The following is an 18,645-nucleotide window of genomic DNA, read 5'->3' as shown; positions in this document are numbered from 1 at the left end:
CCAGAGGCGGCCCGGCAGGCGTCGGGCCCTGCCGGGCGCTCCGGGAGTCGCGGCGGCTCAGGCCACCTGGTGCTGCTCGGCCAGTTCGGTGAGCGTCACGGTGCACAGGCCGCCCCGCTCGGCCTTGACGTCGGTCACCTTGAGCTGCGTGCCCGGGGTGAGGATGAACTCCTCCTCGCCGGTGAACGCGGAGAAGCTGCGGATCCCCACGGCCCGTGCGGGGTGCACCTCGAAGAGGGTCCGCTTGCCGCGGCGGCCGAGGAACGCCTGGGCCACGCTGAGCTTCGACGTGCACGAGGACACGCCCCACCACGTCACGGTCCGGCCGACCGGGTACTGGGCCCGCAGGTCCAGCGACACCCCGCGCCACAGCGGTTCCTCGCGGACCGGCAGGCGCGACACGGCCGAGAACAGCAGCCGCAGGTACCCGAGGTACGGCACGACGCGGGTGCGGTCCGGGTTGCGCAGAGTCGCGTTGATCTGCCGGTAGAACGCCGACTCGCAGGTGTAGAGATAGAGGGCCGCGATCTCGTCGGCGGACAGGCCGTCGATCGCGCCGCTCGACTGCTTCTCACCGAACCGGTACGACTGCTCCACGTGCCAGTCGAGCCCCGACAGCAGCTTGGCCACCGGGGTGACGGCCTCGCGGAAGTCCATGAGCGGGGTGGCGAACACGCCGGTGATCGCCGGCAGCTCCAGCCCCTCGTCCTTGACGCTGGCGAGCCGTTCGAGGTAGAGCTTGTGCAGCTCCATCGTGGAGGCGATGAACGCCCCCATGCGGTCGGCCGTGTCGGCGTCCGGCCCGCCGCCCTGCGCCGCGCTCTTGTTCCAGCCCTTGCCGGGCAGCCAGTCGATCTCGTCGGCGCCGAGCGCCGCGAGTGCCGCGTTCACGTCCGCGAAGTGGTTCCCGTCGCAGAAGATGTCGCCCTGTGCCGCGGGGTTGGGGTGGTCGATGTGCCGTACCTCCACGTCGGGGTACTTCTTCTCGAGCCGGCGTACGACCTCCTTCAGGCTGCGCGCGTGAGCCCCCCACCACGCGAACACCACGCCCCGATCCGCCTCGTCGGCGTTCTGCTTGGCCTGGAGGATCTCCTCGACGAGCTTCTCGACGACCGGTCGCCAGAACGCGGTGTGCTGGTCGGTGCCCATGGCCCCGTCGCCGCTGGCGGTGAGCGCCGCGTTCAGGAGCAGCACGCCCTGCGTGAGCATCGCCTGGAACCACTCGGGCGGCTGCACGGTGTCGTGCTGCTTCAGGAGCGCCCGGATGTCGGCGATCGGCGTCTTCTTGGGGATCCCGTGCTTCCACATCGCCGCCGCCTTGATGATGCAGCGGATGGTGATGACCTTGCCGAACTGGCTGTCGGCCCAGTCGTGGAAGGTGTTGTCGAACATGGCGATGCCGGTGGCGCTCTCGGCCCGCGGGTACGGGTTCTGGCCGAAGACGACGACCTTCCACTTGTGCGGCGGGTTGGGCTTGAGCGCCTGGAAGGTCAGCTCACGGACGGGTACGACCTGCGGGCTGCGGTTCGGACCGATGAACGTGGCCGCGGCCGGCTGGGCCTCGATGACCGGCTTCAGGAGGGGCAGCCAGGGCTCGCCGCCGCCGTTGAAGAGCTCGGCCAGGGCCAGCGGGTCATTCGGGTCATTCAGGCCAGGCGAGGCCGGGGCCTCCGAGGACGAGGCCGGGGCCGGGGCCTCTGAGGGCGAGGCCGGCGCGTCCGAGGACGAAGGCGGGATGTCGGAGGGCGGGGTGGGGGTGTCGGCGTCGCGCATCGTGGGCTCCCGGATCGGCGTGGCGTGCCGGTGACGGCACGGGGACTGAGGTGGGGGAATTGTGCCGCGTGAAGATCCCGGATGTGATGCGTTCGCATACGCGGAGATCATTCACACATCCCGGGCAAGATCCGGTTTTGTCAGTGTGGGGCGGTATGTTCGTGCCCACTCGAAACGTCCCTCCCCTCGCCTGGAGTAAGTCATGACCGTCAAGCCTGTGAAGCCGCCGCTCAAGGTGACGCTGGTGGACGTCAACGCGAAGGTCGTGCAGGAATGGCTGGCGGCGTTCGCCGACACCCCTGAGGTCGAGATCCACAAGGGGTCGATCGTCTCCCAGCAGGTCGATGCCTGGGTCAGCCCGACCAACTCCCGCGGGCGGATGGACGGCGGGGTCGACGCGGTCATCAAGCGGCATCTCGGGGCCGGGATCCAGCTGCGCGTCCAGCGGGCGATCCGCGATCGGTTCGAGGGGGCGCTGCCGGTCGGCAGCTCCGTGTGCGTGCCGTCCGGGGCGACCAACCCGAAGTTCCTGATCTCGACGCCGACGATGGAGCATTCGGCCCAGGACGTGAGCGAGACGCTGAACGTGGCCCTGGCCTGCGCCGCCGCGTTCCAGGCCATCCACATGCAGAACGAGAGCGAGCCGGGCAGCATCGAGTCGGTCGCGCTGGTCGGCATGGGCGCGGCGACGGGCAAGGTGCCGCCGCGGGTGTGCGCCAACCTGATGTGGACCGGCTACACGCTCTTCAACGACTACTACTTCCGCGACTACGACGACCTGCGGAAGACGATCCTTGAGCAGCTCGACGACATCGACAGCCGCCCCGAGGAGGAGCGGGTCCGGATCAAGCCGCCGTCCGACCAGTCGCGCGGCTGACGCCGCGGCGCGGTCACTCCCACGCCGCGGGCTCCGGGCCGACGCCGTACGCCTTCGCGTCTGCGGAGCCGGGTACGACGCCCGCGCGCTTCGCGGCCGCGAGGCCGGCGTTCAGGGCGTCTCTCGGCGAGCGAAAACCCGGCCAACGGTGAGGATGACCGTCGGCCCGGTATCGCGGGATCAGGGCCGGCGCCGCGCCGCGGGCTGCAGGGCCGGGCTGACCCAGCCGTTGTCGGCGGGGTTGACGGTCACCCCGGGCGCCACGATCTCGTCGATGCGGTCCAGCACGTCGTCGGACAGCTCGATGTCGGCAGCCGGCAACTGGGACTCGAGGTGCTCCATGGTCCGGGGGCCGATGATCGCCGAGGTGACGGCCGGGTGGCGCAGGACGAACGCGATCGCCAGCTCGACCAGCGTCATCCCCGCCTTGTCTGCCAGCTCCGCGAGTTGTTCGGCGGCGGCCAGCTTGCGCTGGTTCTCCGGCAGCGACAGGTCGAACCGGTTGGCCAGGCGCCGGCGGGCCGCGGAGAACGGCGCCTCCGCCTCCGCGCCCGCGCGGTAGCGGCCGGTGAGCCAGCCGCCGGCCAGCGGGCTGTACGAGATCACGCCCATGCCATGGCGCGCGACCGTGGGCAGCATGTCGATCTCGATCCCGCGGGTGAGGATCGAGTACGGCGGCTGCTCGCACGCGAACCGCTCCCGGCCGCGCTCGCGGGCCGTCCACTGGGCCTCCACGATCGCCGAGACCGGCCAGGTCGAGTGGCCGACGTAGCGGACCTTGCCGGCCCGGACGAGGTCGGTGAGCGCGCCGAGGGTCTCGTCGATGTCGGTCTCGGTGTCGTACCGGTGGATCTGGTACAGGTCGATCCAGTCGGTGCCCAGCCGCCGCAGCGAGTTCTCGACCTCGCGGATGATCCAGCGGCGCGAGTTGCCGCGCTGGTTGGGGTCCTCCCCCATGGGCATGTGCACCTTGCTCGCGAGCACCACGTCGTCGCGCCGGCCGCCGGCGAGCGCCTTGCCGACGATGACCTCGGACTCGCCGTCGGAGTAGATGTCGGCGGTGTCGATGAAGTTGATCCCGGCGTCCAGGGCCCGGTGGATGATCCGGATGCTCTCGTCGTGATCCTTGGTGCCCCACTCGCCGAACATCATGGCCCCGAGGCACAGCTTGCTGACCGAGACGCCGGTGCGTCCCAGACGTCGGTACTCCATGGGTGGCTCCTTCCCGTCCGTTGCCGCCTCCACTGTGCCGTCGCCGTACGACGCGTGGCAGGGCGGGCTGTTCGGGGGTGTGGCAGGGCCCCTCACCCGGACGGCCCGCCGCGATCAGCGCCTCAGAGGAGGACCAGCTCGCCGAGGGGTTTGCGCCAGTAGTCCTCGTCCAGGGACCTGCTCCGGAGGAGGGCCTCGGTGTCGTCGTGGGTGCGGGTGAGGTCGGCGGTGACGTGCAGGATCCGGTTGAAGGTCCTGAACGCCTCGTCGTCCCCCAGCTGCATCCGGCAGCGGTGAATGCGCTGGTACCAGTACTTCTGCTCCTCCTCGACCCGGGGCAGGAGCCCGGCGCGGGTGAGGGCGCGTGCTTCCTCGATGGTGAGCCTCTCGAAGGCCGGCATGGCCTCATCGTGGAGCGGACGGTCGCGCGGCGTGAAGGCCCGGGACGCAGGACCACGCCTCGACTTCGGCTCTCGGCTGACAATCCCGCGAATGGTTAACCGTCTGCACTACTCTTGCCACCGTGAGTAACAGAGTCCTCCGCCGTGTCGGGCGGCGCGGCGCCTCCCTGGCGTTCGTCGGCCTGTTATCTCTGGCCATCGCCGCCTCGCTGGCCTTCGCGCCGGCAAGCCAGCGCGCCACCCCTTCCTACGCCGCGCTGGCCGCCATCGCGCCGTTGGACGTCTGGGCGCTGCTCTGGCTCGCCACCGGCATGCTGTGCCTGGTGCAGATGTTCCTGCGCTCCGACCGGATGGCCTTCGCCGCCGCCACCGCGCTGGTGCTCCTGTACGGCCTGGTGTTCCTGGTCTCGACGTTCACCGGAGACAATCCGCGTGGCTGGGTCGGGGGTGCGGTGTGGCTGGCGTTCGGCGGCTGGATCACACTGATCGCCACCTGGCCGGAGGCGGCCGTCACGCTGGACCGGCTGCCGGGCTCCGGCTCGGCGGTGATCGTCGCCAACGCCGCCGGCATCATCCAGTCGTGGAACCCGCAGGCGGCCACCATGTTCGGCTGGAGCACCGACGAGGCGGTCGGGCGGCCCTTGACGATGCTCATGCCGGTGCGCTTCCGCGGCAAGCACGACATGGGGCTGGCCAGGGTGCGCGCCAACGGCCACTCCGAGCTGTCCGGCCGGATCATCCCGCTGGTCGGCCTGCGTCGCGACGGCACGGAGTTCGCCATCGCGCTGACCGTCAACGCCTGGTACAGCGACGACGGGGTTACGTACACCGGCGTGATACGCCCAGTGGAAGGAGGCCACGCTGACTGACATCCTCGTCCAGGTCGCCATCGGGATCGTCCCGCTCGGCGTCGCGTACCTGGCCTTCCGCTCCGCCACCGACGCGAACAAGAAGACCCAGCAGACCGCCATCCTCCAGGCCGAGCGCCAAGCCGAGTTAGAACGCTCCAAGGTGGACGCCGAGGCCTTCCTCAGAGCGAAGACGATCTACGAGGACGCGCTCAGCCAGATGGAGAAACAGCTGGGCCGGGTGCAGAACCAAGCCACCCAGCTCGGCAGCGACCTGCTCAGCGAGCAGAGCACGGCCACGGCGATGCGCGAGCAGATCGGCCAGCTCCAGGCCCAGATCCGGGCGCTCGAACGCACGGTCGTCGCCCTGCGCGCCCAGCTCATCGCGGCGGGGATGGCTCCCGTGCCCGCGTCCGAGGCCACCGGCCCCTACCTGCGCAGGCGCCTGCTCGGCGACGGATAGCAGAAGCATGAGAAACGCCCGCCCGCCGACCATCCCGCGACCGTAAAAGCCCAGCCGGGGCTCCCCCCGCCCCGCGGCTCGGAGCGACCGGCTCGCGATCAGAGCCCGTGCGCCTCGGCCAGCAGCTCCGCCGAGCGGAGCCAGACCTTCCTGTCGGTGGCCGAGAAGGCGACGATCAGCTCGTCGGCCTGCGCGAGCTCGGCGAACCGAGCCACGTACTCCCGGACCTCAGCCGGGTCCCCGACGGCCGAGTACTTGGCCATCTGCACGATCTGCTGCCCGGCCGGAGACCCGAGGATCATGTCCGCCTCCTCCGTCGTGAATGTCCGCCCCCGACCCAGGAACCTGCTCACCCGCACCCGCTTCGAGGCCAGGAACTGCTCCTGCGCCTCCTCCGACGTGTCCGCCGCGATCACGTTGAGCGCGGCGATGACGTAGGGCCGGTCGAGCTGCGCCGACGGCTGGAAGTCGCGCCGGTAGAGCGCCACCGCCTCCTCCAGCGCGGTCGGGGCGAAGTGCGAGGCGAACGCGTACGGGAGCCCCAGCGCGGCGGCGAGCTGGGCGCCGAACAGCGAGGAGCCGAGGATGTAGAGCGGCACGTTCGTGCCCTTGCCCGGCGTGGCGTCCACGCCGGGGATCCGGGACTCGCCCGAGAGGTAGCCCTGAAGCTCCAGGACGTCCTGCGGGAACGTGTCGGCGGACGACGGGGTGCGGCGCAGGGCGCGCATGGTCTGCTGGTCGCTGCCGGGCGCCCGGCCGAGGCCCAGGTCGATGCGTCCCGGATGCAGGGATTCGAGGGTGCCGAACTGCTCGGCGATGGTGAGCGGGGCGTGGTTCGGCAGCATGACGCCGCCCGCCCCGAGGCGGATCGTCCGGGTGTGGGCGGCGATGTGGGCGATGAGCACGCTGGTCGCCGAGGAGGCGATGCTGTCCATGTTGTGGTGCTCGGCGTACCAGATCCGCCGGTAGCCCAGTTCCTCGGCCCGCTGGGCCAGGGCGACGCTGGCGGCGAAGCTGTCCGCCGCCGTCTCGCCCTCGCCGATGATCGCCAGATCAAGGATGGACAGCGGCAGAGCCATGAGTACGCGCCTTTCGCCAGAGCGGTTCGACCTGGCTCTGTGCAACAGCCGCGAAGGCGCCCTTATTTCACCGATGGGCCCCTGGGGCGGGCGCGCAGGGGCCCATCGAGTCTCACGAGGCCGTACAGGTCACCGGTGACGGGATGCCGTTCTGGCCGTTCCAGTTGGCGACGAAGCCGAACGTGGTGCTCGCCCCGGCTCCGAGGGCGCCGTTCCAGTTGAGGTTCGTGACGGTGACGGTGCCGCTGCCCGAGAGGTTGCCGTTCCAGAGCTGCGTGATCGTCTGTCCGTTCGGGAACGTCCAGCCGACCCTCCAGCCGGCGATCCCGGACGAGCCGGTGTTCTTCACGGTGACCTCACCCTGGAAGCCGCCCGTCCACTGACTCGTGATCTTGTACGTCGCCGCACAGCCCGCGGGGCCCGTGGTCGGTGTCACAGTCGGTGTCACAGTTGGTGTCACGGTCGGCGTCACGGTGGGAGTGACCGTGGGGGTGACGGTCGGGCCGACGGTGGGCGGCGGGGCGGCGACGGCCAGGTCGTAGGCCCGCTGCGGCACGAACTGTCCCGCGGTCGCGATGCACCCGTCGGCCTCGCCGGGCGGCTTGACCCACAGGTAGGCGTCGATGGCCGGGTCACCGGTGTTCGTGGTGCTCCAGGTGCCGGTCGCGCGGCCCGCCGGGTCGCACCACTCGCTGCCCTGCGGCCCGTTGCCGTTGCGGCTGGTGTCGACGACCGCCTTCAGCCTGGACACGCCGGTCGCCGCGATGATGCTCTTCGCGTACGACACCAGGCCGGAGCTGGAGCGGTAGTTGGAGGTGTTGACGGCGATGCCGTCGGCGCTGTTGGCCACGTCCGCGCCGGTCAGCCTGGACGCGGCCTCCGAGGCGGCCAGCCAGGCGTCGTGCCCGATGTCGAAATAGACCTTGACCTGCGACGACGTCGCCTTGAACCTCTTCCCGGCGTACGCCATGGACGCCTTGACCTCGGCCTGCTGCGAGGCGTTCATGCAGTTCGTCATGATCGCCAGCGCGTCCGGCTCCAGCACGATGGTGGCGGGCCGGCCGCCGAGACCGGCCGCGATCTGGTCGATCCACGCCCGGTACGACGCGTGGTCCGGCGCGCCGCCCGCGCTCGCGCCGCCGCAGTCGCGGTTCGGCATGTCGTACACGACGACGATCGGGATCTTGCCCGCCGACGCGGCGGCGCCGACGTACGCGTCGACCTGGCCGCGCACGGTGGTCGGGTTGTACGTGGCGAACCACCGGCCCTGGGGCACGGCGGCGATCCGGTCCCTGATCACCGGGGTGCGACTGTCATTCGGGTTCGCGGCGACCCATTTGGCCGCGTTCGTCTGCGGATCCACGTAGAAAGCGGAGTCGGCGGCCTCGGCGGTGGACGAGGAGAGGACGACCGCCCCCGCCGCGGCGACGGCGGCCGCCGAGAGGAGCACCGCCAGGACGGGCCTTCTGCGAGACATGAAATTCACTCCGTCCGTCATGTGGGAGCGCTCCCACGAGTACCCGGATCGTAGGTAACCGTCAGTGCCCGCTCAAAGACATCCGATCGCTGCCGCCCGCATATCCCCAGGCCAGCCCCGGGATGGGAGGTGAAACTTTCAGCGCAGGCAGGCCTCGAAGACCGCGGTCAGCCGGTTGACGTCGGCCGGGGTGGGCGCCTCGGGGCCGAGGCGGCGGCGCATGGCGCCGATGCCGAGGAAGACCGCCGTGGCCATGCGGGCCCTGGCATGGGCGTCCGATCCGCCCAGTTGCTCCTCCAACGGGTCGAGCAGGGCCGTACGCAGGCGCTCGCGGGCCACGTCCTGGATCTCCGGATCGCCGGCCGACCGTTCGAGGGTGCGCAGGATCGGGCTCTCCGGCGGGTGCTCCATGCGCTCGGCCGCGTATTCCGCCAGCCGCCGCGGCAGGCTCCCGCGGTCGCCTCCGAACAGATCCCTGATCGTCGGCTCGCCGTCCAGGACCGCGCCGAAGAGGCCCGCTTTGGACCCGAAGTAGCGGCCGACCAGCGCGATGTTGGCATCCGCGGCGGCGGCGATCATGCGTACGGTCACCTGCTCGTAGCCCTGCTCGCCGAAGAGCGCGCGGGCCGCGCGGAGGATCCGCTCGCGAGTGGCCTCGCGGTCGCGCGGCCTGGCCTCAGACACCTGAGCATCCACACCCGCACTCTACTCAACCGACCCCCACTTGCCGCGCGGCTAGTAAACGGGCGTATACTCAATTTTCGTAAAACCTGTAGTTAGGGGATGTGGTGTCTTGGTAGCGCACGCTCAGGCCGCAGCCCCCGCGAAGCGGCAGTACACCCACCGCGAAATCCTCGAGGTCATGTCCGGGCTCATGCTCGCCATGCTCACCTCGATGATCTCGACCTCGGTGGTGGGCACGGCGCTGCCGACGATCGTGGGTGAGCTGGGCGGTCAGGATCAGTACTCATGGGTCGCCTCCGCGACCATGCTGACCATGACGGTGTCCACGCCGTTGTGGGGCAAGTTGTCCGACGTATTCGGGCGGAAACTGCTCTTCCAGAGCGCGCTCGGACTGTTCGTCGCGGCCTCGCTGGTGGCCGGTCTGTCGCAGAACATGGGGCAGCTCATCGCGGCGCGCGCCGTACAGGGTCTGGGTGTGGGTGGTTTGTCGGCACTCGCGCAGGTGATCCTGGGGGACATCGTGTCCCCTCGCGAGCGTGGCCGCTACTCCGGCTACATGGGGGCGGTCTTCGGGATCTCCACCGTCGCGGGGCCGCTGCTCGGCGGGTTCCTCGTGGACACCGACTGGCTCGGGTGGCGCTGGTGCTTCTACGTCGTGGTGCCGTTCGCCGTGGTGTCCTTCCTGGTGATCCAGAAGGTGCTGAAGCTGCCGAAGATCAAGCGGAGCACCTCGATCGACGTCTGGGGCGCGACGACGATCACGGCGAGCGCGAGCGCGCTCATGCTGCTGCTGACGCTGGGCGGCGTCGAGTTCGAGTGGAACTCGGTCTGGACGTACTTCCTGGCGGCGATCTGCCTGCTGATGCTGGCCCTGGCGGTGCTGTCGGAGCGGACCGCGCGTAACCCGATCCTGCCGCCGCGGCTGTTCCGCAACCGTACGTTCGTGCTCACCGGCCTCGCCTCGCTGTTCGTCGGCATGGCGATGTTCGGCGCGATGATCTACCTGCCGCAGTACCTGCAGATCGTCAAGGGCCTCAGCCCCACCGAGTCCGGCCTGATGACGCTGCCCATGGTGGTGGCGCTGTTCCTGGCCGGCGTGATCTCCGGGAAGATCGTCACCCAGACCGGCCGGTGGAAGATCTTCCCGGTGGTGGGCCTGCTGGTCGTGGCGGTCGGGCTGTTCCTGCTGTCCCGGCTGCACGTGGACTCCAGCGAATGGCTCATCGGCTTCGACGTGGCGGTGCTCGGCATCGGGCTCGGCCTGTCCATGCAGATGCTCATCCTGGCCGCCCAGAACGGCTCCGAGCCGCGTGACATGGCCTCGACCACGTCCGGCGTGTCGTTCTTCCGCTCTCTGGGCGGCGCCGTCGGCGTGGCGGCGTTCGGTGCGATCCTGACGAACCGCCTCAAGGACGAGATTGCCGAAATGCTCAAGGCCGCGCACATTGCGCTGCCCGGCGGCTCGAACGTCAAGCTCGGCAGCCCGAGTGCCATCCAGCAGCTCCCCACGCCGATCAAGAACATCGTGCTGGAGGCGTTCACCAGGGGCCTGGAGACCGTCTTCCTGGTGGGCGTGCCCGTCGCGCTGATCGGGTTCCTGGCGACGATCTTCCTCAAGGAGCTGCCGCTGCGCGGCTCCTCGACGCCGGCCCCGGAGCCGAAGCCGCTGAGCAAGGACGACCTGGTCCTGGCCGGGCTGCTGCTCGAACTGATCGCCCAGCGCGTCGAGCGGGCCAACGGCCGGCGGTCCGCCCTGCTCACCGCGGTCGCCAAGATGGCGCCGCCGGACGACCGGCCGGAAGGCGAGCGGGCCCGGTCGGTCGCCAAGAACGTGCTGCGGCCGACCTCGCGAGCCCTCATCGCGCAGGCCACGCCCCCGCAGAAAGACCTCGTAACAGGAGGAATCTCACAGTGATTCGCAAGTTCGTGGGCGCCGTCGCGGCCACCCTGGCCGTCCTGGCCGGGCTGTGGCTGATGATCGCCCCCTTCGCCCTGGGCACCCAGCCGGAGGACGCCGACTGGACGAACACCACCCAGTCGGAGTTCTTCACTGGCCTCGGCGTGGCCGTCGCGGGACTCATCGGCGCGATCTGCTTCGCGCTGGCCATCTACGAGGAGCTCGTGGTGCGCGGCCTCGTGGCCGTCCGGCAGCGGCAGGCCGAGCCGGAGCCGGAGCCCGTGCCGGCGGCGCCCCAGGCGTCGTCCGCCGAGCTGGCGAGCCTGCTGGCCCCACTCGTCGAGGCGCTGCGCGAGGACATGAACAACTCGGGTGAGCACCGCCGCAACGGCAAGGCTCCCCTGGTCGGAGTGGAGGACAACCGATGAAGGCCAAGCTGGGCGTCTCCGCCCTCGTCCTGCTGTTCCTCGGTGGTCTGTGGCTGGTCGCCGCGCCGTTCGCGGTCGGCTACCAGGCGAGGGGCGCGGCCTACGTCGGCGCGACGGTGAACGACCTGTGGCTCGGCGGCTCGATCGCCGCGGTCTCGTTCGTGGCCCTGGTGATCTACGCGGCCGACGCCCTGCGCGAGCTGGCCGGCCGCCACGTGCTGATTGCCGAGCACCGCTCGGAAGGCCGTGATGGACGTGCTCGCTCCGCCGCGGGTCCATCACGGCACGCCGACTCATAACGCGAGACGTGCCGTGTTCGGCGGTGACACAGACCCCGGACGGGAGCCACTGACCGGCAGGCTCCCGGACGGGCAGTTCGAGATCGGCAAGGACGGCGCCGGCCTGCTCGTGGTGGGCTTCGACGGATCGGGCCCGAGCCGCAACGCGCTCGCGTACGCGGCCGGGCTCGCCCGGCGGGACAACGCGGCGCTGCTCATCGCCTTCGTGGAATCGCTCAACAGCGCCGCGCTGTGGTTCTTCGCCGGGTCGCCGATCATCCCCGACGCGGCGGCAGACCTGACCGAGGACCTGCGCGACGAGCTGAGGGGCGCGGGCGTCCCGTGGCAGTTCGTCAGCGTGCGCGGTGACGCGGCACGCGAGCTCGAAACGCTGGCCAGCGCATACATGGCCGACGCCATCGTGGTGGGCCGCTCGCGTTCCTCCTGGCACGGCTCGGTGGCGGTCGGGCTGGCGAAACGGGCCCGGCGTACTGTGCTGATAGTCCCTTGAGCTGGTCGGACGTCGCATATGGTGGCGAGATGAAACGTGCTGCTGCCATGGCGTTCGTGGTGCTCGCGTCCGTTTCGTGCGGGACGGGCAAGCCTGCCGCCACGGGGTCCATCCCCAAGGAGACCGCTCCCGCATTCGAGAGCCACGACTCGCCGTCACCCACCACGGGCGCGCCCGGCTCGGCCGCCCCGCCGGCCTTCAGCGCCAAGATCTCGCGGCTCTCCCGCGAGCAACTGCCGTACTCGTGGCGGGCGGGCTGCCCGGTCCACTACCGCGACCTGCGGCTGGTCACGATGACGTACTGGGGCTTCGACGACAAGCCGCACACCGGTCAGCTGGTGGTGAACAAGGCGGTCACCGACGACATCGTGACCGTCTTCAAGAAACTGTACGGCTGGCGCTGGCCGATCGAGCGGATGAAGCTGGTCGACGCGTACAAGGGCGACGACTTCGACTCGATCGAGGCCAACAACACCTCGGCCTTCAATTGCCGCCAAGCGACCGGATCCACGCATTGGTCCAAGCATGCGTACGGTCAGGCGATAGACGTCAATCCCATCCAGAACCCATATGTCACCGCAAGTGGTAGCACAGCCCACCAAGCATCCAAAAAGTTCACGAAACGCCCCATGAAGGGAAAGGGAGTAATAAATCCGGGTGACAAGGTAGTAAAGGCCTTCCGTCAGGTCGGCTGGGAGTGGGGCGGCTACTGGTCAGGGGCCAGGGACCTGCAACATTTCAGCAAGGGTGGAGGCTGAGAGAATCCCGCCATGGCGGCCAAGGACGGCGACGGCTGGATCGAGTGCTCCCAGGGCCACCGGCATTGGGGGCTGCACGGGGCCTCGGGGCTGCTCGTCGTGCACCATGACGAGGCCGGCACCCCGTACGTGCTCATGCAGAAGCGCTCCTGGTGGAGCCACCACGGCGGCACGTGGGGGCTGCCGGGAGGGGCGCGCGACAGCCACGAGGACGCCGTCGCCTCCGCGCTGCGGGAGGCCCGCGAGGAGGCCGCGCTCGCCGGCGACGGGCTGCGGGTGCAGGGCGTCTTCCGCGACGATCACGGCGGGTGGGCGTTCGAGACGGTGATCGCCGCCTCGGCCGAGCTGCTGGCCGCCGCACCCGCCAACGGCGAGAGCAGCGAGATGCGCTGGCTGCCGCTGCCGCAGGTGGCCGACCGGAAGCTGCATCCCGGCTTCGCCGCCACCTGGGACGAGATCCAGGGGGAGATCAGGCCGGAGACCCTCGTGCTCGACGTGGCCAACATCGTGGGCGCGCGGGCCGAGCACGGCTGGTGGCGCGACCGGCTCGGCGCGGCGACCCGGCTGCTGGAGGCCGTGTCGAGGCTCAGGCTCACGCATCCGGTGCTGGCGCAGTGGTATCCGCGCGTCGTGGCGGTCGTGGAGGGCGCGGCCAGGAGCACGCCGGAGATGACGGGGATCCAGGTGGTCGCGGCCACCGGCAGCGGCGACGACGCGATCGTCGACGTGGTGCGCGAGGCCAAGCCGTGGGAACGCGTGCTCGTCGTCACCGCGGACCGGGCGCTGAAGGAACGCGTGCACGAGCTGGGCGCCGAAACCGTGGGCCCGAAATGGCTGCTCTCGCAGCTCCCCAGGTGACCTCTCCTCACCGCTCCGCGGCGAGCACGGCGTCGAAGGCGGCCTTCAGGCCCGTCACGTCGAGCACGCGCTGGAGCACGCCATGCACTCCGACCAGGCGTAACGTACCGGCTTGGGCGGAAACGCGGCGCTGGTGCTCCACGAGCACCCACAGGCCGCTGGAGTCGCAGAACTCCAGCTCCCCGGCGTCGATGTCGACCCGCACGAGCCCTTCGGCGAGCAGTTTGCCCAGACACTCCTTGAGCTGCGGCGCAGTGAGCTTGTCCAGGTCACCGTCGAGGCGGACGAGCGCTGCCGACCCGCCGCGCTCCACCTCGACGTTGAGATCCGCCACCTCCTGAACGTACACCCCTGTCACTGCAGCCGCTATCGTGGTTTCCGCACAGGAGGGTTCGCATAGTGGACGAGTGCAGCCGCCTTGAAAGCGGCCAGGTCAGCGATGGCCTCGTGGGTTCGAATCCCACACCCTCCGCTCAACAGCCCCCGATGAGTAACCTGCTCGTCGGACTGCCGCGCGCCGGGTCCAGGCCCGTAGCGGCAGTCCACACGGCAGATTTCTCATTGTCCCGCGAACCCGTCGCCCACGCACGCGGCCAGCTGTAGATAGGCGTCCCTGGTCGGCTCCTGCAGCCGGTCGAGGTCGATCTCCGCCCCCTCCTCCAGATGCGGGTCGTACGGCACCCGGATCACCGCGCGGCACCTGGCGGCGAAGTGGGCCTCCAGCTTCTTGATGTCCACCGCCGACTTCGAGCGCGGCCGCACGCTGCACAGCACCACGGTCGCGTTCTTCACCAGGTCGGCGTAGTGGTGCGCCTCCAGCCAGTCGAGCGTCGCGGAGGCCGCCCTGGCGCCGTCCACGGACGGGGAGCTGACCAGCACGATCTGGTCGGCCAGCCCGAGCACGCCGCCCATCGCGGAGTGGAGCAGGCCCGTGCCGCAGTCGGTGATGCAGATCGAGTAGAAGTTCTCCAGCACCTGGGAGACGGCCTGGTAGTCGGCGCCGCTGAACGCCTCGGACACCGACGGGTCGCGGTCGGAGGCGAGCACCTCCAGCCGCGAGGACGCCTGCGACGTGAACGCCCTGATGTCCACGTAGCGCTTGACCTGGTCGCGCTCGTTGAGCAGGTCGCGCACGGTGGCCGAGGTCTCCAGGACGAGCTTGTCGGACAGGGTGCCCCTGTCGGGGTTGGCGTCGATGGCGATGACCCGGTCGCCGCGGACCTGGGCCAGGGTGGCGCCGAGGCCGACCGTGGTCGTGGTCTTGCCCACACCGCCCTTCAGGCTCAGCACGGCCACGCGGTGGTGACCGGCGGTGACCGGGGTGCGGCTCCTGCTCACCAGCTCGCGGCGGCGGCGGACCTCCGGGGGCTCGCCCGGCTTGATCCAGCCTCCCGACGCCTTGTAGATCAGGCGGCGCCAGCCCTTGGAGGGGGCGTTACGCCGTCCGCGTAGCAGGGACTCCGGGTCGAGGCTGTCGGCGGTCGGGCGGCCGGTGATCGGCGGCCGGGGCGGGGCCGTGAACACGGGGATCGGAGCAGGGCGCCGGCGCCGCTCCGCGGGCGGCGGGATCTCGCGCTCCGCGGGGCGCCATTCGTGCTGCTCGGTCCACTGCGGGCGCTCCTGCTGCGGCGGCTCCGGCTGTGGCGGCTCCTCCTGCCGAGGCGGCTCCGACCACGAGGGACGCTCCTGCTGGGCCGGCTCCGACCACGAAGAGCGCTCCTGCGGGGTCGGCTCCGTCCACGAGGGGCGCTGCTCCTCGCGTCGCTCCTCAGGCTGCGCGGGCTCGACCTTCGACCACGACGGCTCAGCGTCCTGCGACCAGGACAGCTCCGGATCCTTCGACCACGACAGCTCCGGCTGCTCGTCCTTGGCCCACGACGGCTCCTGGCGCTCCTCCTTCTTCGGCCACAAGGGCTCGGCGCGCTCGCCCGTCGGCCACAAGGGCCGCTCCTCGACCTCGGTCGGCTCGGCCTCCTGCGTGGCGGCCGGCTCCGACCACTTGGGCGGCTGGATCGTCGGGAGGGTGTCCGACGGCTCCGACCACTTCGGGCGCTCGACTTTCGGAGAGGTCTCGGCCGCGGCCTCGCCGTCCTTCTTCCCGGCCTTCTCGGGCTCCTCGACCTTGTCCTCGGCGGACTCGACGGACTCGACGGACTCGACGGGCTCGGCGGGCTCGGCCTCCGCGCGGGCGGTCTCCTTGTCCTGCTCCTCACGGGGCGGCTCAGGCGCGCGTGCCCACTCGGGCACGGACGTCCAGTCCTGCGTCTCCTGCTCCGGCGTCTCCGACGCGGCGAACGACAGCGAGTACGTGTCGGTGTCGTCGGGCCGCGGCAGCGGCTTCAACGGAGCGTGGAACGGGTCGTCGCCGCCCAGCGAGCTCGGCGGGGACGCCGGGGGCCTCGTGGCCGTGCTGGCCGTGCCGAGCCACTCGGCGGCCTCCATCTCACCGTCGGGCAGGTCCTCGGCCGCCGCGGCGCCGTACACGGAGTCGACGGCCGCGCGGAAGAGCGGCGGCGTCGGCGTGTCGGGCTGCGTGGGGACCATCCGCCACGGGTCCTGGGGGTACGGCGAGGCAACCGACTCGTCGGCAGCTGCTGTCGACGCGCTCACAGAGACGGGGGCCTCCTCCGTCTCCTTGATCGCGTCGAGCCACGCCAGCTGCTCCTCGAGCGATTCCTCTCGATCGTGTCTTGCCACCGTGTTCCCCCTCTGGTGGGTCTAAAGGGGCAGCAAATACCTTGCAGATTAACGCCATGGGCAACCCCACAGCTCGGCAACCCACAACTTCTTTGCCCGGCTACCGTAGTTCGCATGCGAGCCATTGAGATCGTCGAGCCTGGCGGACCAGAGGTGCTTCAGTGGCGTGAGGTGCCGGACCCTCGGGTCGAGCGGGGAGACGTCCTCATCGACGTGACCGCCTCGGCGGTCAACAGGGCCGATGTCCTGCAGCGTCAGGGGTTCTACGCGCCTCCGCCCGGCGCGTCGCCGTACCCGGGGCTGGAGGTCTCCGGCGTGGTGGCCGAGGTCGGCGCGGACGTCGAGCAGTTCAAGCCGGGCGACGAGGTGTGCGCGCTGCTCGCGGGCGGTGGTTACGCTGAGCGCGTAGCGGCTCCGTGGCAGCAGGTCATGCCGGTGCCGGACGGCGTGTTGCTGGTGGAGGCCGCGGGCCTGCCGGAGGTGGCGTGCACGGTGTGGTCCAACGTGTTCATGGTCGGGCGGCTGCGCAGGGGCGAGACGCTGCTGGTGCACGGCGGGGCCAGCGGGATCGGCACGTTCGCCGTGCAGCTTGCCAAGGCACTCGGCTCGCGGGTCGCCGCGACCGTCGGCTCGGCCGCCAAGGGCGAGCGGGTCAGGGAGCTGGGCGCGGACGAGGTCGTCAACTACCGCGAGGAAGACTTCGCCGACAAGGTTCAGGCGGACGTCATCCTCGACATCATGGGCGCCAAATACCTGGCCGGAAACGTCCGGGTGCTCCGCACCGGCGGCCGGCTGGTGATCATCGGGCTGCAGGGCGGCCGCAAGGCCGAGCTCGACCTGGGGGCCCTGCTCGCCAAGCGGGCCTCGGTGCACGCCACGGCGCTCCGCTCCCGCCCGGTGGACGAGAAGGGGGCAATTGTCCGTAGTGTTGTGGACAACGTCTGGCCCCTGGTCGGCGCCGGGGCCGTGCGTCCTGTGGTGCACGCGAAACTACCGATGTCGGAGGCCGCCGAAGCCCACCGAATGTTGGATTCGGGGGAGCACGTCGGCAAGATCCTGCTAGTACGGTGAGTGTTATGAATGCTGAGGACAACAACACCCCTCACATCGTGGTGGTGGGTCCTGACTTCCAAGGTCAGGGCGATAACGGCGAAGAGGATCGATCGGTCACCAACCTGGTCGAGCAGCCCGCCAAGGTGATGCGCATCGGCAGCATGATCCGGCAGCTCCTCGACGAGGTCAGGGCCGCCCCCCTCGACGAGGCCAGCCGCAAACGGCTGAAGGACATTCACGCGTCCTCCATCAAGGAGCTTGAGGACGGTCTGGCTCCCGAGCTGGTCGATGAGCTGGAGCGGCTGTCCCTTCCCTTCACGGAGGAGAACGGCGCGCCGCCGAGCGAGGCCGAGCTGCGCATCGCGCACGCCCAGTTGGTCGGCTGGCTCGAAGGGTTGTTCCACGGCATCCAGACCACGCTGTTCGCGCAGCAGATGGCCGCCCGTGCCCAGTTGGAGCAGATGCGCAGGGCGCTGCCCGGCGTGCCGCAGGGTGACGACCAGCACCGGCCGCCCGGCGGAACCGGCCCTTACCTGTAACGGCGCAAGCGCCTGCTGCGGATGGCCGCCCGCCGCGGCTATCCGTAGAGCCGCTCGATCACCTGAGCGACGCCGTCGTCGTCGTTCGCCGCGGTCACGTGGTCGACCGCCGCGAGCACGTCCGGGTGTGCGTTGGCGACCGCGTACGACGTGCCTGCCCAGCTCAGCATGGGCAGGTCGTTCGGCATGTCACCGAACGCGACCACCTCGGCCGGCTTGATCTCGTGCTGCCCGGCGAGCGCCGCCAGGGCCGTGGCCTTCGTCACGCCCTGGGCGCTCATCTCGATCAGGCCCCGGCGGCTGGAGTGGGTCGCGGTCACCAGATGCCCCACCAGCCCCTCCACGGTGGCCTGCAACGTGTCCACGTCCATTCCGGGGTGCAGCGCGAGGAGCTTGGCGCACGGACGCGCGGTCACGGAGTCGACGCGTGCCGTTAGGGCCCCCCTGTCCAAGCCGCCCAGGAGGAATTCCGACTCATGCGCAAAACCCGCTTCATACTCGACCGAAAATACGAGATCGGACACGTTCGCTCTTAGCTGATCCACGACTTCCTGGAGTACGTCGACCGCGATGAGGTGAGATTCCACTATCTGTTCGGTATGAAGGTCGTAGACCAGTGCACCGTTCGCACAGATTGCGAGCCCACGGTGACGTACGGCACTCGCGACCCCGCCCATCCACCGGGGCGGGCGCCCCGTCACGAACACGAGCACGGCGCCGGATTCCTCGACTCTGCCGAAGGCCGCCAGCGTGCGGGGAGACACGGTTCCGTCACTACGCAACGCGGTGCCGTCGAGGTCGGTGGCCACAAG

At 70.1% G+C, this 18,645-nt stretch carries 20 protein-coding genes and 1 tRNA gene; 12 read left to right on the top strand and 9 right to left on the bottom strand.

Going from position 1 to position 18,645, the window contains the following annotated elements:
• Positions 1-57: 57 nt before the first annotated feature.
• Positions 58-1,773 carry an ADP-ribosyltransferase domain-containing protein gene (locus ACIBQ1_RS30835; RefSeq protein ID WP_397282802.1) on the bottom strand — a complete coding sequence of 572 codons (1,716 nt, stop codon included), beginning with the start codon at positions 1,771-1,773 and terminating at the stop codon, positions 58-60.
• Positions 1,774-1,975: 202 nt separating this feature from the next.
• On the opposite strand from ACIBQ1_RS30835, the gene ACIBQ1_RS30830 reads away from it, so the two are divergent.
• Positions 1,976-2,650 carry a macro domain-containing protein gene (locus ACIBQ1_RS30830; protein WP_397282801.1) on the top strand — a complete coding sequence of 225 codons (675 nt, stop codon included), beginning with the start codon at positions 1,976-1,978 and terminating at the stop codon, positions 2,648-2,650.
• 180 nt (positions 2,651-2,830) lie between these two features.
• On the opposite strand, the gene ACIBQ1_RS30825 is transcribed toward ACIBQ1_RS30830, so the two are convergent.
• Together ACIBQ1_RS30825 and ACIBQ1_RS30820 are read right to left on the bottom strand one after the other, a co-directional pair.
• Positions 2,831-3,862, bottom strand: a complete 1,032-nt coding sequence (locus tag ACIBQ1_RS30825; protein WP_397282800.1) for an aldo/keto reductase — start codon at positions 3,860-3,862, stop codon at positions 2,831-2,833.
• A 122-nt stretch (positions 3,863-3,984) separates the two neighbouring features.
• Entirely contained in the window at positions 3,985-4,263 is a 279-nt protein-coding gene (locus ACIBQ1_RS30820) for a hypothetical protein (RefSeq protein WP_397282799.1), read from the bottom strand.
• A 122-nt stretch (positions 4,264-4,385) separates the two neighbouring features.
• Between ACIBQ1_RS30820 and ACIBQ1_RS30815 the strand changes: the two genes are divergently transcribed.
• Both ACIBQ1_RS30815 and ACIBQ1_RS30810 read left to right on the top strand, forming a co-directional pair.
• Positions 4,386-5,132, top strand: a complete 747-nt coding sequence (locus ACIBQ1_RS30815) for a PAS domain S-box protein (RefSeq protein WP_397282798.1) — start codon at positions 4,386-4,388, stop codon at positions 5,130-5,132.
• Positions 5,133-5,274: 142 nt separating this feature from the next.
• Positions 5,275-5,574: a hypothetical protein gene (locus ACIBQ1_RS30810; RefSeq protein ID WP_397282797.1), complete on the top strand. Its 300-nt coding sequence runs from the start codon at positions 5,275-5,277 to the stop codon at positions 5,572-5,574.
• Between the two features lie 98 nt (positions 5,575-5,672).
• Here the strand turns inward: ACIBQ1_RS30810 and ACIBQ1_RS30805 are convergent, their stop codons facing one another.
• The 3 genes from ACIBQ1_RS30805 to ACIBQ1_RS30795 all read right to left on the bottom strand — a co-directional run bounded on the left by ACIBQ1_RS30805 (position 5,673) and on the right by ACIBQ1_RS30795 (position 8,826).
• Positions 5,673-6,653 carry an LLM class flavin-dependent oxidoreductase gene (locus tag ACIBQ1_RS30805; protein ID WP_397282796.1) on the bottom strand — a complete coding sequence of 327 codons (981 nt, stop codon included), beginning with the start codon at positions 6,651-6,653 and terminating at the stop codon, positions 5,673-5,675.
• Positions 6,654-6,765: 112 nt separating this feature from the next.
• Positions 6,766-8,130 (bottom strand): glycoside hydrolase family 6 protein, encoded by a 1,365-nt coding sequence (locus ACIBQ1_RS30800; RefSeq protein WP_397282795.1) that lies wholly within the window; start codon positions 8,128-8,130, stop codon positions 6,766-6,768.
• A gap of 138 nt (positions 8,131-8,268) precedes the next feature.
• A complete protein-coding gene (locus tag ACIBQ1_RS30795) occupies positions 8,269-8,826 on the bottom strand; it encodes a TetR family transcriptional regulator (protein ID WP_397282794.1) in 558 nt (185 codons plus the stop codon).
• 97 nt (positions 8,827-8,923) lie between these two features.
• Between ACIBQ1_RS30795 and ACIBQ1_RS30790 the strand changes: the two genes are divergently transcribed.
• From ACIBQ1_RS30790 to ACIBQ1_RS30765, 6 genes are read left to right on the top strand one after another with little or no spacing between them, the layout of a single operon-like run.
• Positions 8,924-10,729 (top strand): MDR family MFS transporter, encoded by a 1,806-nt coding sequence (locus ACIBQ1_RS30790; protein ID WP_397282793.1) that lies wholly within the window; start codon positions 8,924-8,926, stop codon positions 10,727-10,729.
• On the top strand, positions 10,726-11,139 hold the full coding sequence (locus ACIBQ1_RS30785) for a hypothetical protein (RefSeq protein WP_397282792.1): 414 nt from the start codon (positions 10,726-10,728) through the stop codon (positions 11,137-11,139). Before ACIBQ1_RS30790 ends, ACIBQ1_RS30785 begins: the two co-directional genes overlap by 4 nt.
• Positions 11,136-11,438 (top strand): hypothetical protein, encoded by a 303-nt coding sequence (locus ACIBQ1_RS30780; RefSeq protein ID WP_397282791.1) that lies wholly within the window; start codon positions 11,136-11,138, stop codon positions 11,436-11,438. The genes ACIBQ1_RS30785 and ACIBQ1_RS30780 overlap by 4 nt, the downstream gene beginning before the upstream one ends.
• A 13-nt stretch (positions 11,439-11,451) precedes the next feature.
• The gene (locus ACIBQ1_RS30775; protein WP_397282790.1) at positions 11,452-11,928 is read left to right on the top strand and encodes a universal stress protein; all 477 of its coding nucleotides are present in this window, start codon (positions 11,452-11,454) and stop codon (positions 11,926-11,928) included.
• A gap of 29 nt (positions 11,929-11,957) precedes the next feature.
• On the top strand, positions 11,958-12,686 hold the full coding sequence (locus tag ACIBQ1_RS30770) for a M15 family metallopeptidase (RefSeq protein WP_397282789.1): 729 nt from the start codon (positions 11,958-11,960) through the stop codon (positions 12,684-12,686).
• A 12-nt stretch (positions 12,687-12,698) separates the two neighbouring features.
• Entirely contained in the window at positions 12,699-13,544 is an 846-nt protein-coding gene (locus ACIBQ1_RS30765) for an NUDIX domain-containing protein (RefSeq protein WP_397282788.1), read from the top strand.
• Positions 13,545-13,551: 7 nt separating this feature from the next.
• Here the strand turns inward: ACIBQ1_RS30765 and ACIBQ1_RS30760 are convergent, their stop codons facing one another.
• Positions 13,552-13,893 carry an STAS domain-containing protein gene (locus tag ACIBQ1_RS30760; RefSeq protein ID WP_397282787.1) on the bottom strand — a complete coding sequence of 114 codons (342 nt, stop codon included), beginning with the start codon at positions 13,891-13,893 and terminating at the stop codon, positions 13,552-13,554.
• A gap of 36 nt (positions 13,894-13,929) precedes the next feature.
• On the opposite strand from ACIBQ1_RS30760, the gene ACIBQ1_RS30755 reads away from it, so the two are divergent.
• Positions 13,930-14,016 (top strand) — tRNA-Ser (locus ACIBQ1_RS30755).
• An 86-nt stretch (positions 14,017-14,102) separates the two neighbouring features.
• Here ACIBQ1_RS30755 and ACIBQ1_RS30750 read toward each other — a convergent pair.
• Complete coding sequence (locus ACIBQ1_RS30750) at positions 14,103-16,241, bottom strand: AAA family ATPase (protein ID WP_397282786.1); 2,139 nt, start codon at positions 16,239-16,241, stop codon at positions 14,103-14,105.
• Positions 16,242-16,355: 114 nt separating this feature from the next.
• Here ACIBQ1_RS30750 and ACIBQ1_RS30745 point away from each other — a divergent pair, with 114 nt between their 5' ends.
• Positions 16,356-17,312, top strand: coding sequence for an NAD(P)H-quinone oxidoreductase (locus tag ACIBQ1_RS30745; RefSeq protein WP_397282785.1), 957 nt, complete (start codon positions 16,356-16,358; stop codon positions 17,310-17,312).
• 5 nt (positions 17,313-17,317) lie between these two features.
• The gene (locus ACIBQ1_RS30740) at positions 17,318-17,833 is read left to right on the top strand and encodes a bacterial proteasome activator family protein (RefSeq protein ID WP_397282784.1); all 516 of its coding nucleotides are present in this window, start codon (positions 17,318-17,320) and stop codon (positions 17,831-17,833) included.
• Between the two features lie 38 nt (positions 17,834-17,871).
• Here the strand turns inward: ACIBQ1_RS30740 and ACIBQ1_RS30735 are convergent, their stop codons facing one another.
• Positions 17,872-18,642 (bottom strand): HAD family hydrolase, encoded by a 771-nt coding sequence (locus ACIBQ1_RS30735; protein WP_397282783.1) that lies wholly within the window; start codon positions 18,640-18,642, stop codon positions 17,872-17,874.
• Between the last annotated feature and the right edge of the window lie 3 nt (positions 18,643-18,645).

Origin of the sequence: Nonomuraea sp. NPDC050153 (assembly GCF_044460125.1) — a bacterium.
Lineage (GTDB): Bacteria > Actinomycetota > Actinomycetes > Streptosporangiales > Streptosporangiaceae > Nonomuraea.
The sequence above is the reverse complement of the archived record's forward strand: the minus strand, read 5'-3'. Positions and strand labels throughout refer to the sequence as shown.